Annotated in this window: 15 protein-coding genes; 8 read left to right on the top strand and 7 right to left on the bottom strand. The window is 63.0% G+C overall.

All coding sequences use genetic code 11. From position 1 onward, the window contains the following. Positions 1–212: 212 nt before the first annotated feature. The 4 genes from QFZ30_RS18315 to QFZ30_RS18300 are packed head-to-tail and all read left to right on the top strand — an operon-like array spanning position 213 to position 1,841. Positions 213–521, top strand: a complete 309-nt coding sequence (locus QFZ30_RS18315) for a hypothetical protein (protein ID WP_307078648.1) — start codon at positions 213–215, stop codon at positions 519–521. Then, entirely contained in the window at positions 506–646 is a 141-nt protein-coding gene (locus QFZ30_RS18310) for a hypothetical protein (RefSeq protein WP_307078646.1), read from the top strand. Before QFZ30_RS18315 ends, QFZ30_RS18310 begins: the two co-directional genes overlap by 16 nt. Beyond that, entirely contained in the window at positions 640–873 is a 234-nt protein-coding gene (locus QFZ30_RS18305) for a helix-turn-helix transcriptional regulator (RefSeq protein ID WP_307078644.1), read from the top strand. Before QFZ30_RS18310 ends, QFZ30_RS18305 begins: the two co-directional genes overlap by 7 nt. Beyond that, complete coding sequence (locus QFZ30_RS18300; protein ID WP_307078642.1) at positions 870–1,841, top strand: NAD(P)-dependent alcohol dehydrogenase; 972 nt, start codon at positions 870–872, stop codon at positions 1,839–1,841. Before QFZ30_RS18305 ends, QFZ30_RS18300 begins: the two co-directional genes overlap by 4 nt. 3 nt (positions 1,842–1,844) lie before the next feature. On the opposite strand, the gene QFZ30_RS18295 is transcribed toward QFZ30_RS18300, so the two are convergent. The 3 genes from QFZ30_RS18295 to QFZ30_RS18285 all read right to left on the bottom strand — a co-directional run bounded on the left by QFZ30_RS18295 (position 1,845) and on the right by QFZ30_RS18285 (position 4,625). After that, positions 1,845–2,438: a DinB family protein gene (locus tag QFZ30_RS18295; protein WP_307078640.1), complete on the bottom strand. Its 594-nt coding sequence runs from the start codon at positions 2,436–2,438 to the stop codon at positions 1,845–1,847. Between the two features lie 222 nt (positions 2,439–2,660). Beyond that, positions 2,661–3,521, bottom strand: coding sequence for a prephenate dehydratase (locus tag QFZ30_RS18290; RefSeq protein ID WP_307078638.1), 861 nt, complete (start codon positions 3,519–3,521; stop codon positions 2,661–2,663). A 162-nt stretch (positions 3,522–3,683) separates the two neighbouring features. Further along, the gene (locus tag QFZ30_RS18285; RefSeq protein WP_307078636.1) at positions 3,684–4,625 is read right to left on the bottom strand and encodes a phosphotransferase; all 942 of its coding nucleotides are present in this window, start codon (positions 4,623–4,625) and stop codon (positions 3,684–3,686) included. Positions 4,626–5,045: 420 nt separating this feature from the next. Here QFZ30_RS18285 and QFZ30_RS18280 point away from each other — a divergent pair, with 420 nt between their 5' ends. From QFZ30_RS18280 to QFZ30_RS18265, 4 genes are all read left to right on the top strand, one after another. Further along, positions 5,046–5,837, top strand: a complete 792-nt coding sequence (locus QFZ30_RS18280; RefSeq protein ID WP_307078635.1) for an IclR family transcriptional regulator — start codon at positions 5,046–5,048, stop codon at positions 5,835–5,837. A 264-nt stretch (positions 5,838–6,101) separates the two neighbouring features. Beyond that, complete coding sequence (locus QFZ30_RS18275; RefSeq protein ID WP_307078634.1) at positions 6,102–7,811, top strand: urocanate hydratase; 1,710 nt, start codon at positions 6,102–6,104, stop codon at positions 7,809–7,811. Between the two features lie 91 nt (positions 7,812–7,902). Continuing rightward, positions 7,903–9,495 carry a histidine ammonia-lyase gene (gene hutH, locus QFZ30_RS18270; RefSeq protein WP_307078632.1) on the top strand — a complete coding sequence of 531 codons (1,593 nt, stop codon included), beginning with the start codon at positions 7,903–7,905 and terminating at the stop codon, positions 9,493–9,495. A gap of 162 nt (positions 9,496–9,657) precedes the next feature. Next, a complete protein-coding gene (locus QFZ30_RS18265; protein WP_307078631.1) occupies positions 9,658–9,894 on the top strand; it encodes a hypothetical protein in 237 nt (78 codons plus the stop codon). 124 nt (positions 9,895–10,018) lie between these two features. Here the strand turns inward: QFZ30_RS18265 and QFZ30_RS18260 are convergent, their stop codons facing one another. From QFZ30_RS18260 to QFZ30_RS18245, 4 genes are all read right to left on the bottom strand, one after another. Continuing rightward, the gene (locus tag QFZ30_RS18260; RefSeq protein WP_307078629.1) at positions 10,019–10,279 is read right to left on the bottom strand and encodes a hypothetical protein; all 261 of its coding nucleotides are present in this window, start codon (positions 10,277–10,279) and stop codon (positions 10,019–10,021) included. A 123-nt stretch (positions 10,280–10,402) separates the two neighbouring features. Beyond that, positions 10,403–11,371: a carbohydrate ABC transporter permease gene (locus QFZ30_RS18255; RefSeq protein WP_307078626.1), complete on the bottom strand. Its 969-nt coding sequence runs from the start codon at positions 11,369–11,371 to the stop codon at positions 10,403–10,405. Then, positions 11,368–12,204, bottom strand: a complete 837-nt coding sequence (locus QFZ30_RS18250; protein WP_307078624.1) for a carbohydrate ABC transporter permease — start codon at positions 12,202–12,204, stop codon at positions 11,368–11,370. Before QFZ30_RS18250 ends, QFZ30_RS18255 begins: the two co-directional genes overlap by 4 nt. Before the next feature lie 195 nt (positions 12,205–12,399). After that, on the bottom strand, positions 12,400–13,740 hold the full coding sequence (locus tag QFZ30_RS18245; RefSeq protein ID WP_307078622.1) for an ABC transporter substrate-binding protein: 1,341 nt from the start codon (positions 13,738–13,740) through the stop codon (positions 12,400–12,402). Positions 13,741–13,835 lie beyond the last annotated feature (95 nt).

The raw sequence follows: 13,835 nt of genomic DNA, 5'->3' as shown, positions 1-13,835 counted from the left end.
TGCGGCGACTACTGGCAGCGGTGACGTCTCGTCCACAACTTCGGCCCGGCGTCGTCCGTTTCCTTTGGCCCACAACCGATAGGTAAGGACCCAGCATTCCCAGCCACACGGCCCACACATGCAGTGTGGGAATCGCATGGTCTTGACAGCATGTCTAGTTTTCTTTACTTTGAGGATGTCAGGTTTGTTTTACATCCTTTGGAATGGCGGGAATGGCAATGTCCTTCGAAGAGAAGAGCGCGTGGATCATGGGGGTGGTGGCCGCGGGCTCCTATGCCGTGTACCTGGCCATCGTGCTGGGCCTGGCCGGCACCGTGTCCCTTGCCGAGATTCCGTACGTTGCTCCGCTGCTGTGGACCATCGGGGCTTCCATCGGAGTGTCCATCGCGCTGCACGCCCTGATCGGCATCTTCTCGCCCAGGGAGGCGGGGAGGAAAGACCAACGGGACAGGGAGATTACCGCTTCGGAGAGTACATCGGCCAGTCGTTTGTGGTCATCGGGGGAGTGGCCGCGCTGCTGATGGCGATGGCCGAAGTGGACCATTTCTGGATCGCGAACGTCATCTACCTGACCTTCGTCCTGTCGGCGATCCTGGGCTCCGTGGCCAAGATCGTCGCCTACCGCCGCGGGTTCCAGCCGTGGTGAAACCTACTCGGGTGACCAATTCCATCCGGCGCCTGAGGTTCGAGAGGGGCGAGATGACCCAGGCGGAACTGGCGGAACGCGTGGGCGTGACCCGCCAGACAGTCATCGCCATCGAGCAGGGCCGGTACTCGCCCTCCCTGGAGATGGCTTTCCAGATCGCTCATGTGCTCAACGTTCCGCTTGAGGACGTATTTCAATACCCGAACCATGAAGGAGACGCATCATGAAGGCTATCGTGCAGGACGCATACGGGTCCGCGGACGTGCTCCAGCTTCGCGACATCGAGAAACCGGTACCCGGTGACGGCGAGGTGCTCATCCGGGTCCGCGCCGCCGGCGTGGACCAAGGGGTGTGGCACCTCATGACCGGGATGCCCTATCTGCTCCGGATCTTCGGCTACGGGCTGAAAAAGCCCAAGGTGCCGGTGCGGGGCCGGGAGGTTGCCGGCGTTGTGGAGACAGTGGGCAACGGTGTGACCCGCTTCCAGCCCGGCGATGAGGTGTACGGCACCTGCGAGGGGTCGTTTGCTGAGTACGTCTGCGCCAAGGAGGAGAGGCTGGCTTTGAAGCCGGCAAGCCTCACATTCGAGCAGGCTGCGGCGGTGCCCATCTCCGCGGTCACAGCGCTCCAGGCGGTCCGGGACAGCGGGCAGGTGGCACCGGGCCAGAAGGTGCTGATCATCGGGGCGGGCGGGGGAGTGGGGTCCTTCGCCGCCCAGTTGGCCAAGGCTTACGGCGCGGAGGTTACCGGAGTATGCAGCACCGCCAAGGTGGAGCTCGTCCGGACTCTCGGCGCTGACTATGTCATCGACTACACGCAGGACGACTTTGCGAGTGCGGGAAAGCATTATGACGTCATTCTGGATACCGCAGGCAACAGGCCGCTATCAGTTTTGCGGCGTGCGCTCACCCCACAGGGGACACTCGTGATTGTGGGCGGGGAAGGCGGCGGAAAGTTGACCGGCGGCTTTGAACGCTCACTCGGGGCCCCGGTGCTGTCACTGTTCGGCAGCCAGAAGCTCAAGGGGCTCGTTTCGGGGGAGAACCACCCTGATCTGGAGTACCTGACATCGTTGATCGAGGCAGGCAGCGTGAAGCCGGCCGTCGACAAGGTCTATCCCCTTGTGGAAGCTCCGGCCGCCATTACTTACATGCACGAAGCGCGGGCCCGGGGCAAGGTCGTCGTCAGCGTCTGACTCCTATGGGCTAGGCTCGTTTGCGGCTGCTTCCCGTGCGGCCGCTTCAAGACGTGCGCGGTACGCTGCCCACTCGTCGGGGCTGCGCGGTGACAGGTTGGGATCGCCCGGCCGCTGACCGGCGGTCCCGTCGAGGAGTTCGCGGAGGATGTCCGCGTGGCCCAGATGATGGGCTCTTTCCACGCACATGTGGACCAGGATCTGGTGCAGCGTCACATGGCGTCGCTCCTCCGGCCACCACGGAACCTCTCCTGGTGCGTCCAGTGGCAGGTCTTCGATGGTGGCGTCTCTGTGCGCGGCCGCAAACCTGTGCAGCTCAATGACGTCTTCCCGGGTCTCCCCAGCGGTGGCCCACATGTCCGCATCGGGGCTGGCGCCGTCGTCGTACCAGGGCAGGTGCCGGCCGCTGGGACGGCCAAAGACCTCCGTGAAGTATCCCAACTCCACGCTCGCCACGTGCTTGACCAGCCCCAGCAGGTTGGTGCCGGTGGGTGTGAGTGGCCGACGGGCGTCGTACTCGCTCAAGCCGTCCAGCTTGCCCAGGAGGTCGTCACTCTTGGTACGCAGATACCGCTGCAGAGTTGCTTTATCGTCCATAGGGCGATTCCCCGATCCATGTTCGATGCCGATTGTGCACGGTACCTGATTTATGTCGCTTGGGATAGGGAGGGGAACGACGCCCCAAGTCAGACGAGATCTGGCTGGCAAAAACTTCGGCTCGAGTAGCCTGCCAGGAGGCTCTGGAGTCCCGGAGGATCAGCTGCCGCGAACCCCAACGAATACCTCTGGCCTCTCGCAGACGCCCTGGACCTGCCTACCTCACAACGCAGGTTGTTTCGATTGCGTCCGGTAGTCGTGAGCCGCATAAACCCCCAGGATTCTCACCTCAGAAGTAAAGAATTCCAGCTCATTTAGAGCCAGGCTCAAAGGGGTGTCCTGCGGGTGCCCTTCGACATCGGCCAGGAACATCGTGGCGGCAAACTCGGCCCCAACCATGTAACTTTCCAGCCGAGTCATGTTGACTCCGTTGGTGGCAAATCCGCCCAGTGCCTTGTATAGGGCCGAGGGTACGTTCCGAACGCGAAAAACCAGGCTGGTGATGACAGATTCCGGCAACTCCTGGCGCATTGGTAGGGGACGCTGGTCGCCAAGAACGACGAATCGGGTGGTGTTGGTGGGATCGTCTTCGACGTCGGACGCCAGGACATCGAGCCCGTACATCCCGGCTGCCAACGGTGGTGCCAGAGAAACTTTGGAGGGATCGTTCCAGTCCCGCACCTCCCGCGCCGACCCGGCGGTATCCCCTGCAATAACGGGCTTCAATCCCAGGGAACGGATCAGTTTTCGGCACTGGCCGAGGGCATGCAAGTGGCTGTGTACTTCCTTGGCCTGTTCGATCGTGCTGCCCGGTATACCCATCAGGTCGAAGCGGATCCGGAGGAAATGCTCGCCCACGATCTGCAGGTTGGAGTCCGGGAGCAGAGCATGGATGTCGGCGACGCGTCCGGCGATCGAGTTTTCGATCGGAATCATGGCCAGATCTGCGTCACCTGCCGTGACGAGCCCAAAGGCGTCCTCGAAGCTGGGACAGGGGACCGCAACGCTATCGGGATACATTTCCAGGCATGCAATGTTGGAGTTGGACCCGGGTTCACCCTGGTATGCGATTTTACGAACCATAGAACAAATGCTGCCATGCTCTGCGCAATGCACCGGAACCTTGGGTCATGGAGCTGCGGTGATCCTCGGTTTTGGCGGCGACAGCATGGCCGGATTTGGGTGGATCAGTCCCTTCGCGGCTCCGGGGTTGGAATGCGGTGCCAGTGCAGCGCACGGCGGCCGCTATCCGGCAAGCCGTTCCCGCAGCCAGCGGATGACAGCTTCACCTTGCTGCCGCTGGAACGCGCGGACAGTGGGGAGGCCCGGCGGGGGAGGCTGTCTGGCGGCGTCCGTGAAGTAGGCAGCCAAGCCGGAAAGGACGCGGTTAACGCTGTCCTCGGTGCTTGACGCAAAAGCCTCGTGGGACTGCAGTCTGGCATCCACATCGGAGGAGGGATCGAACAGCCTTACATTGACCAGAAGGGTGAGGGCGTCCATCCAGGACGAGCCAATGGATGCCCAGGGCCAGTCAACCAGGACGGCGCCGTTGTCGGCGGTAATCATGACGTTGTCCGCCCGGATGTCAGTGTGCACCAGCGATTCGCCTGCGAGATCCTTCAGCCCTGACTCGGCCAATTGCTCCAGGATGTCCAGATTCCCGAGAACCCAAGGATCGCAGTCCTTGGGCGGTGCGGACCTGATGCGGCTCCATCCTTGGAACGCATCACTGAGACCGTCCTCAAGCCGGGACAGGTCCTTAAGCTCCGGGGGAACCGGTGTTTGAGCAATTTTCAACAGGGCATCAAGGACAAGGGACACCTCGCCGGTGTGCCATGGAAGACGGGGGTGCCGGCCGTCCACATCGCTGAGGACCAGGGCAACCCAGTCACCGTCGTCAAAGGTCCCGATCAGCGACGGAGCAGGCACAGTGTCCGGCAGGGCGGCTGAAATCGCCCCTTCCTTCCGGTGGATGGCCGGCGAGTGCTCGTTCAACTGTTTGCTGACTGCTTTGACGAAAGCCCGGCGGCCGGTGGCTGTTCGCACCCTGTCTGCCGTGCCGGGTGAGAACCCGCCCTGCTGGCCCGTTGCCTCAACCACTTGTGCGCCCAGAATTTCCTCGACCCCTGCCTGCACGTGGCCGGGCAGGTCATTCCAGCTGATGCGGGGACTCCATTCAGGTTGCATGGGAACATTATTCCTTCGCGGCTGAATCGGGCCTATTCAACGAGGCTGCCGCGGTCCGGAGATCGGCAGTGGTAGGCGGCTATCTCGCGGAATAGCATGCGCCGAACGATATTGACGTGGTTTGAGGAAAGCAGCCACCTTCCCCACCTCGAGGAACTGGAGCGCTACCTGCAGGTCCTGCGTGACTTCCTGCATCGTTTCGACCGGTCAGCGTCAGAAGAAAGGCCCTGACCACCGTGCGGCGTCCTACTCAGCATTGATAACCGGCCCGCGCCGGGCGTCTGGCATTCCGGACAGCGATGTGCTGTGATGGCCGAGAAGGTGGTAGATCCCGGCGCAAGGTTAAGTACGGTATCCCGGACATCTGCCGGAAGCCCTTGAGACAAATACTGGAGGACAGAGTGGCAGGGCCTGAAACCCATGGCTGAATCAAAGGTGACATCCAAAGTCCCCGCTGCCGAAAACACCTTGCGAATCCTCAAACTGCTGGCCTCCAAGCGGGGGCCGATGGCGGCGTCGAGCATTGCCACGTCCCTGGGCCTCCCGCGCTCAAGCGTGTACCACCTTCTCGGGGTGATGGAGTCGAATGGGTTTGTGCTCCATCTCCATGAGGAGCAGCGCTACGGGCTGGGGATCAGTGCCTTTGAGCTGAGTTCGGCGTACTCGCGGCAGGAGCCGTTGTCCCGGCTGGGCCGGCCGTTGCTGGCATCCCTGGTGGATGTGATCGGGGAGAGCGCGCATCTGGCGGTGCTCCACGGCCGCGACGTGCTGTACATCGTGGAGGAGCGGGCGAAAAACCGCCCGTCCCTCGTGACCGACGTCGGCGTCCGGCTGCCCAGCCATCTCACCGCGAGCGGCCGGGCCATCCTCGCAGCGCTTCCGAAGTCGCAGGTCCGGGCGCTGTATCCGAACGCTGCGGCCTTCACTGCCCGGCACGAGGTTGAGGGTGCCATCATGAAGTACTCGGCCCTGTCCTCGCACCTGGACCAGGTCCGGCAGCGCGGCTATGCGACGGAACACGGTGAGGTGACGCCCGGCTTCGGCTCCATCGCCGCCGCAGTCACGGACCATGTGGGATGGCCGACGGCGGCAGTCGCCGTGACGTTCCTGGAGGACAAACTGCCGGCTGACCAATGGCCCGCGCTCGCAGCGCGGGTGCAGAAGGTCGCCGACGAGCTTTCGGTCCGGATCCACGGCCGCCCCGCCAAGTAGCCCCACCTGACCCTTCCCCATCTGACCCTTCCCCACCTGCCCCTTTTCCACGCCGGTCCACCCCGCAGCCCCACCCAAGTAACTCGCACATAACGTCGCTAAACGGGCGTTTGGCGACGTTAAGTGCGAGTCAGTTGGGGGAGGAGGGGCGCGTCTGGAATCCCGGACAGCACCCTTCTGAAAGCCCTGTCGGCCCTGTCCTGGACGGGCTTTAGTTGATACAGAACGTGAATCCGATTTCCCCTGAGATGAAAAGGAGCCACCATGGCACCCGCCGATTTCACTACCGGTGCCCGTCCGGTCAAAGCTGCCCGTGGCACTGTGCTGTCTGCCAAGTCCTGGCAGACGGAGGCGCCGTTGCGGATGTTGATGAACAATCTGGATCCGGAGGTTGCTGAGCGTCCTGATGATCTGGTGGTTTATGGGGGCACGGGCCGGGCGGTGCGGTCGTGGGCGGCGTTTGATGCGATCACCCGGACCCTGGAATCCATGGAGGCGGACGAGACGCTGCTGGTCCAGTCGGGCAAGCCGGTGGGGGTGTTCCGGACCAACGAGTGGGCCCCGCGGGTGTTGCTGGCGAACTCGAACCTGGTGGGTGATTGGGCGAACTGGCCCGAGTTCCGCCGGCTGGAGGCCGAGGGCCTGATGATGTATGGGCAGATGACTGCGGGGTCCTGGATTTATATCGGCACCCAGGGCATCCTGCAGGGGACCTTCGAGACGTTCGCCGCGATCGCCCGGAAGCTGACCGGGGACCAGGACGGCACCCTCGCCGGGACCCTGACCCTGACCGGCGGGTGCGGGGGGATGGGCGGGGCGCAGCCGCTCGCGGTGACCCTGAACGGGGGCGCCTGCCTGATTGTCGACGTCGATGAGACCCGGCTGCGCCGCCGGGCGGGCAAACGCTACCTGGACGAGGTCGAAACAGACCTGGACACCGCGATCGCCAAGGTCCTGGCGGCCAAACAGGAGCGCCGCGGCTTCTCCGTGGGCTATGTGGGAAACGCCGCCGAGGTCTTCCCCGAGATCCTGCGCAGGCACATCGCGGGCGAGCTCACCGTGGACATCGTCACGGACCAGACCAGTGCGCACGATCCGCTGTCCTACCTGCCCGAAGGCATCAGCGTGGCCGAATGGCACACCGAGGCCGAGGCGGACCCGGAAGGGTTCACCAAGAAGGCCCAGGCCTCGATGGCCAGGCAGGTCCAGGCGATGGTCGAGTTCCAGGACGCCGGCGCCGAAGTCTTTGACTACGGCAACTCGATCCGGGACGAAGCCCGCACCGGCGGCTACGCCCGGGCGTTCGAGTTTCCCGGTTTCGTCCCGGCCTACATCCGGCCGCTGTTCTGCGAGGGGATGGGCCCGTTCCGCTGGGTCGCGCTCTCCGGGGACCCGGAGGACATCGCCGTGACCGATGCCGCGATCAAGGAACTCTTCCCGGAGAACAAGCACCTGCACCGCTGGATCGACGCCGCGGCCGAACGGGTCGAGTTCGAAGGCCTGCCCGCCCGGATCTGTTGGCTCGGGTACGGGGACCGCGCGAAAGCCGGGCTGCTGTTCAACCGGCTCGTCAAGGACGGCAAGGTCAAAGCCCCCATCGTGATCGGCCGGGACCACCTGGACTCCGGCTCCGTGGCCTCCCCGTACCGGGAGACCGAGGCGATGGCCGACGGCTCCGACGCGGTCGCGGACTGGCCGCTGCTGAACGCCCTGCTCAACACCGCCTCCGGGGCCACCTGGGTCTCGATCCACCACGGCGGCGGCGTGGGCATCGGCCGCTCCATCCACGCCGGCCAGGTCTCCGTGGCCGACGGCACCGACCTCGCCGCCCAAAAACTCGAACGCCTCCTCACCAACGACCCCGGCATGGGCGTCATCCGCCACGCCGACGCCGGCTACCCCCGCGCCCACGACGTCGCCAAAGAACGCGGCGTCCGCATCCCCATGAACGAAACGGCCCCACAAACAAACTAACCAGCCCATCGGCTGCTCCGTAACCGCCGTTCTGAACCACCAAAAGGCACCTACAGAGCAACCGATGAGAACGAAAGCAAGTAGGAACACCATGACCATCACTACGCAAGAATCGCTGACCGTCACCCTCGGCTCCAGCGGCGTCACGCCGGAGGAAGTAGTCGCCGTCGCGCGCCACAACGCAAAGGTGACCATCTCCCAGGAAGTCCTGGACACGGTGGCAAAGGTCCGCGCCCACATCGATGACCTCGCCCACAGCGTGGTCCCTGCCTATGGCGTCTCCACGGGTTTCGGCGCGCTGGCGAACCGGCACATTCCCAACGAGCTGCGCACCCAGCTGCAGAAGTCCCTGATCCGCAGCCACGCTGCCGGGATGGGTCCGGCCGTGGAGCGCGAGGTGGTCCGCGGCATCATGTTCCTCCGCGCCAAGACCCTGGCCTCGGGCCGCACCGGCGTTCGCCCCGTGGTGCTGCAGACCATGGTGGATGTACTCAACGCCGGAATCACCCCGGTGGTCCGGGAATTCGGCTCACTGGGCTGCTCCGGGGACCTCGCCCCGCTGTCCCACTGCGCCCTGGTGCTGATGGGCGAGGGCGAAGCGACAGGCCCCGACGGCGTGCCGTACGGCGGCCGCGGTGAGTCACCCGTGGCGGAACTGCTTGCCGCACACGGTATTGAGCCGGTTACCCTCGCGGAGAAGGAGGGTCTGGCACTGGTCAACGGCACCGAGGGAATGCTGGGCATGCTCCTGATGGCCATCGCGGACATCCGGCAACTTCTGACGACGGCGGATATCACCGCCGCGATGAGCGTTGAGGCGCTGCTGGGGACGGACCAGGTGTTCCTGCCCGAGCTCCACGCGGCGCTCCGTCCGCATCCGGGACAGGCTGCGAGCGCAGACAACATGCTGCGGGTGCTCTCCAACTCGCCCCTCGTGGCATCGCACCGGGTGGGCGACTCGAAAGTCCAGGACGCCTACTCGTTGCGCTGTGCCCCACAGGTGGCGGGTGCGGTCCGCGACACCGTGGACCACGCCGCTCTGGTGGCCTCCCGTGAGCTGGCCGCCGCCATCGACAACCCGGTGGTCCTGCCGGACGGCCGGGTGAGCTCCAACGGCAACTTCCATGGTGCACCCGTGGGCTACGTGCTGGATTTCCTGGCCATCGCCGTGGCGGACCTGAGCTCCATTGCAGAGCGCAGGACGGACCGCATGCTGGATCCGGCGCGCTCCCACGGCCTCCCCGCTTTCCTGGCCGCGGACCCCGGTGTGGATTCCGGGATGATGATCGCGCAGTACACGCAGGCGGGCCTGGTCTCCGACAACAAACGGCTGGCTGTTCCGGCGTCGGTTGATTCGATTCCCAGTTCCGCCATGCAGGAGGACCACGTGTCCATGGGCTGGCACGCTGCCCGGAAGCTGCGCAAGGCGGTGGAGAACCTGCGCCGCGTCCTGGCCATCGAACTGGTGACCTCCGCCCGCGCCATCGACATCCGGACGCAACTGTCCGGCGGACAGCTCAGGCCGGGACCGGCGGGTGCAGCCGTCATCGGTGCGCTCCGCGCCGTCGTCGAAGGACCGGGGACTGACCGGTTCCTGTCGCCGGAACTGGAGACCGCCGATCGGCTGGTTGCCTCAGGCGAGGTGCGGGCAGCAGCCGAATCCGCCGTCGGGATCCTGGCCTGAGGAGGAATATTGTTCAGCGGCCTTTGGCATTTTCATTCGGCACCGAAATATGTGGCGACACGAACAATTCGGGCCGGCAAAGTGTAGTAGAACTGAAGGTGTAGTGAAAGTCACATCAAAGAGGCTGTGGCGCAGGACGTATACAAAGGGGTAGAAGTTCAAATGAAAGCACGTGGGGCAGTCCTGTCGAGGCGAAATTCCCATTCGGCCATCCTTTCGGACTGGGGATCACTCCAGGCTGGGGAACGGGTGGAGATTATCAAGCACGCGCACGTCATTGCGGCAGGTGTTGTGGAAGAAGTGTCGCAGAGCGGGAACGTGCTGTGGCTGGTGCCGGCCGGTCCATCCGAAAAGCAGCTCTTTCTGAAATCCGACGGTGTGCAGGTGCGTAGGAGCTAGCCCCTGAGTTAATTCGGAATCGAAGAAGTCCCCGCAGTCCGGGCTTTCCCTCCAGGAGGGGAAGCCCAGAGTGCGGGGACTTCTGCGTGCGCCAGTGTTCTCAGCCGGCGGGTAGTGGAGGAGTCTACGCTGCGATGTTCTCGTAGGTCTCGCCGAAAGGCACTGATTCGTCAAGGGCCACGGTGTAGCGCCCTGGGTGCAGGCGGGTGACAAGAATGCCGCAGGCGGCTTCTTTGGCGGCTGTCTCGATCAGCGTGGCAACAGCGTTGTCGAGGCCTTCGTGCATCTCGTCTGCGTTGGAAAACTGCAGGTCGATGGTGTGGGGTTCTGCGGCTTCCTCGGTGGGCGAAGCGGCCGGTAGGCGTTCCAATGTTGCTGTATTCATGTGCTGGACTTTCTGTGGTTCCTGCCAGAGGGCCTGACCAGTCTACGGGTTGGCTGGGCGTCATATGACTTTTGTTGGTTGTCCGGGTGTGGTAAGTCCCAGCATGGGACCAGATTCGTTCAACTATTTCAGGCTGCCCATGGCGACGCCGGACCGCCAGTAGCGCTGCATGGCAACCATCAGGACCACCATGGGAATGGTGGCCACCAGGGACCCCGTGATCACCAAGCCGGTGAGGTCAACGGTTGAGTCAGTGCCGCGCTGAAGCCATGAGTAGAGGCCGAGCATGACCGGCCATTTGTCATCTCCACGCAGGAAGACCATGGGCCCGAAGAAGGCGTTCCAGGAGCCCACGAAGTGCAGCAGGAAGATGGTGGCGCCGGCTGTGGTCATGAGCCGGGAGGCAATCTGGAAGAAGATCCGATATTCGCCTGCACCGTCGATCCGGGCGGCTTCCAGCAGCTCACTGGGCACTGCCCCCTCGGCGTAAATCTTGGCAAGATACACCGCAAACGGGCTGAAGAACGCGGGGATGATCATGGCCCAGATGGTGTCGTAGAGGCCCATCTGCACGAAGAGCAGGTAGGACGGGATGGTCAGCAACGCGCCGGGAATGAGGAACGAGCCGATGATAAAGCCCATCGTGGTCCCCTTGCCTCGGAACGAGTACATGGCAAGTCCGTAGCCCGCCGCCAGGGATACCAAGGTGTGGCCAATGGAACCCGCAAAGGCGTAGAGCGTGGAGTTCCACAGCCAGACTCCGAAGATGCCGTCCTGATACGTGAAAAGGGAGGCCAGGTTGTCGAAGAGGCTGAAGTTGGCGAACCACATGGCGTCGGTGGTATAGAGATCTTCCTTGGTCTTGGTCGACGAAACCACCAACCACCAGGCGGGACCTATGGAGTAGAGGGCGAACAACACCAACCCGATGATGACTACGATCCGCGAGCCTCCACGCTTACCGCTCAGTTCCGAGGAGTCATCGCCATCCCGGAACTTCTTTGGACGGTTTCGACGGCGGGGCTTGAGGGCGGATTTCTGCACCTCTTCTTCGGTTCGAGGCGAATCGGCAGTGAGCGAAGTGAGGGTCATGAGTCGACCTTTTTTGTCAGTCGGTAGATAATCACCGAAGCTACCCCCACCACTGCGGCGAGGATGATGGATTGGGCTGCGGCATAGTTAAGGTTTCCCACCTGGAATGCCTGGTTGAAGATCACCATGCTGGGGGTGAAGTCCTTGGTAATTGTTTCGGGGGAGATGGAGCGGAACAGCGTCGGCTCGGCAAAGATCTGCAGGGTGCCAATGATGGACAAGAGCCCGGTCAGTACGAGGGACGTCTGGACGTACGGCACCTTGATGGACATGGCAATGCGGAACTCCGAAGCGCCGTCCACCCGGGCCGCATCAAAGATTTCGCGGGGGACAGCCTGCAAAGCCCCGTAGAGGATCAGCATGTTGAAACCGATGGCACCCCACAGCGCCAAGTTTCCAATGGAAACCCAGATCATGCTGCCGCTGAAGAAATTAACGTCCAGGCCAAAGAAGTTCAGAATGGGTGTCAAGGGTCCCACGACCGGGCTATAGAGGTAGATCCAAATCATGGTGGCCACAATCCCCGGAATCATGTAGGGAACCAGCAGGATTAGACGGAACTTGTTGGCCACCCGCCGCTGAACAGCATCAATGAGGAGTGCCAGCAGGAGGCTGACCACCTGCGTCACCGGGACGATCACCACGGCATAGATGCTGACCCTTAGCATCGAGTCCCAAAAGACGGGGTCCGACAGGCCACGGGCAAAGTTGTCAAAGCCGGAGAAGCTGACGGTTGCGGCACCAAATCCGAGCCCCGTGGTCTTTGAGGTGTACAGGCTTTGGGCCAGCCCCACCACCACGGGAAGAAGGGTGAAGACGGCGAAGCCAATCATAAACGGCCATGTGAACGAGGCCCCCTTGATGCGCTGTATGCTCCGCCAGGACAAGAGGGGAGACGCTGGACTCCCTTTCGTCCGTGGCTGCCTGGCTGGCCCATGGTTGTGGCCGCCGGGGCTTTCACGAACTTGAGTTGTGGAAGACATCAGCGTCTCCTCTCTGTTGCGGATCTCCGAAGAGAACCGGGTGGGTTACTTGCTGACCTCGTACTTGATGCCCTTGGTGTCCAGGTCCTTCGTGATGAACGTCTGGACGTTGGCCATGGCTTCCTTGAGCGTGATCTGCTTGGCCATGACCTTGCCCCACTGGTCCTGCATCTCCGGGAACCAGGCGTCGTAGTTCGGGCCGCGCTCAAACTTGCCGACGGCCGCATTTTGCGCCTTGGCGATGACCTTGCCGACCTCGGCGGCGGGCTGGGCACCGAAGATCTTGTCCGGAACCACATCCTCCGTGTAGGTGGAAACGTCAGCCAGGTGAGTGGGAACTCCGATTGCCCCGGTCTTCTTGTTTCTGCCGGCTTCAATGGCTTCCTTGGAGGTGGCTACCCAATGGACGTATTCGACGGCAGCGGCGGGGTTTTCGCAGCCGACCGGAACGAAGCCGGGATCTGCCATGCCGGAGCTCACAAACTCCTTGGCGCCCTTGAACTGAGGAACGTCGACTGCTTCCCACTGACCGAGGGAGGTTTTGAAGTTGGTCTGGTATCCGGCCATGGACCACCAGGCGAGGGGAACAGTGGCCAGCTGGCCACTGTCAAAGTAGGAGTACAGTGCGGGCCTGTCCTGATACGTCTGGTGGGACACCAGGTCCTGGTCCACCATCTGCTGGATGATGTTGACGGCCTTCATGGTGGCGTCGTCCTGCAGGTTGACTTTCCACTTGTCCCCATCGATTTCGAACCAGTTGGCACCGGCCTGCTGGGACATCTGCAGGAGTGTTGAGGGATCTTCTCCGGCGAGGTTCATTACGGTGACGCCGTGGGTCTTCAGTTCCTTGCCTGTGGTGACAAACTCCTCCCAGGTCTTGGGAACGGCCAGCCCGTACTTGTCATATACAGCCTTGTTCGCCATCATGAACGTTGCCGAAGGTCCCGCCGGGAAGCCGAAGAACTTACCCTCAACCTGCGCGGCCGCCTGCGCGCCCTTGCTGTAAACGTCCTTGATCGGCTCTACGTACTGGGTGATGTCCTGGGCCCAGCCGTTGACAAGCGTGGTGGCGATGGGTCCGATGCCCGGCAAGTAGCAGGGGATGTCCTTCTTCGACTCCATAACGTTCCTGAAGTTCGTCTGAGTGGCCTTGAGACTGGCCTGAAGAACGTAGTTGACCGTGATTTTGTCCTGGCTTGCGTTGAACGCGGCAACGACGTTAGGGGTGGACTCGGCGTCCCAGCCCCAGACGTCGATGGTCACCGGGCCTGCAGCTGTAGGAGCGGCGGCCGGCGTCGGGGCGCTGCCGCAGCCGGCAAGGAGGCCGATTGCTGCGGCCGCGGCCGATATCGACAGCGCTTTCCGCTTGGTGGTTTTCAGGCTCATCTGTTCACTTCCTTGTGGTATTTCTTGCTGGTGGAGACTGTTGCGGGATGTGCCGTCCGGCAACTGGCCTGCCGCCCCGGTGCTCCAAGTTCGGG

It is taken from the genome of Arthrobacter pascens (assembly GCF_030815585.1).
Classification (GTDB): Bacteria; Actinomycetota; Actinomycetes; order Actinomycetales; family Micrococcaceae; genus Arthrobacter; species Arthrobacter pascens_A.
The sequence above is the reverse complement of the archived record's forward strand: the minus strand, read 5'-3'. Positions and strand labels throughout refer to the sequence as shown.

Coding starts and splice junctions, on each gene's coding strand:
- QFZ30_RS18295 (WP_307078640.1), bottom strand. CDS start 2,438: ATGGACGATAAAGCAACTCTGCAGCGGTATCTGCGTACCAAGAGTGAC.
- QFZ30_RS18265 (WP_307078631.1), top strand. CDS start 9,658: ATGAAAGCACGTGGGGCAGTCCTGTCGAGGCGAAATTCCCATTCGGCC.
- QFZ30_RS18255 (WP_307078626.1), bottom strand. CDS start 11,371: ATGACCCTCACTTCGCTCACTGCCGATTCGCCTCGAACCGAAGAAGAG.
- QFZ30_RS18250 (WP_307078624.1), bottom strand. CDS start 12,204: ATGATTGGCTTCGCCGTCTTCACCCTTCTTCCCGTGGTGGTGGGGCTG.
- QFZ30_RS18280 (WP_307078635.1), top strand. CDS start 5,046: ATGGCTGAATCAAAGGTGACATCCAAAGTCCCCGCTGCCGAAAACACC.
- QFZ30_RS18245 (WP_307078622.1), bottom strand. CDS start 13,740: ATGAGCCTGAAAACCACCAAGCGGAAAGCGCTGTCGATATCGGCCGCG.
- hutH (WP_307078632.1), top strand. CDS start 7,903: ATGACCATCACTACGCAAGAATCGCTGACCGTCACCCTCGGCTCCAGC.
- QFZ30_RS18275 (WP_307078634.1), top strand. CDS start 6,102: ATGGCACCCGCCGATTTCACTACCGGTGCCCGTCCGGTCAAAGCTGCC.
- QFZ30_RS18260 (WP_307078629.1), bottom strand. CDS start 10,279: ATGAATACAGCAACATTGGAACGCCTACCGGCCGCTTCGCCCACCGAG.
- QFZ30_RS18315 (WP_307078648.1), top strand. CDS start 213: ATGGCAATGTCCTTCGAAGAGAAGAGCGCGTGGATCATGGGGGTGGTG.
- QFZ30_RS18285 (WP_307078636.1), bottom strand. CDS start 4,625: ATGCAACCTGAATGGAGTCCCCGCATCAGCTGGAATGACCTGCCCGGC.
- QFZ30_RS18290 (WP_307078638.1), bottom strand. CDS start 3,521: ATGGTTCGTAAAATCGCATACCAGGGTGAACCCGGGTCCAACTCCAAC.
- QFZ30_RS18300 (WP_307078642.1), top strand. CDS start 870: ATGAAGGCTATCGTGCAGGACGCATACGGGTCCGCGGACGTGCTCCAG.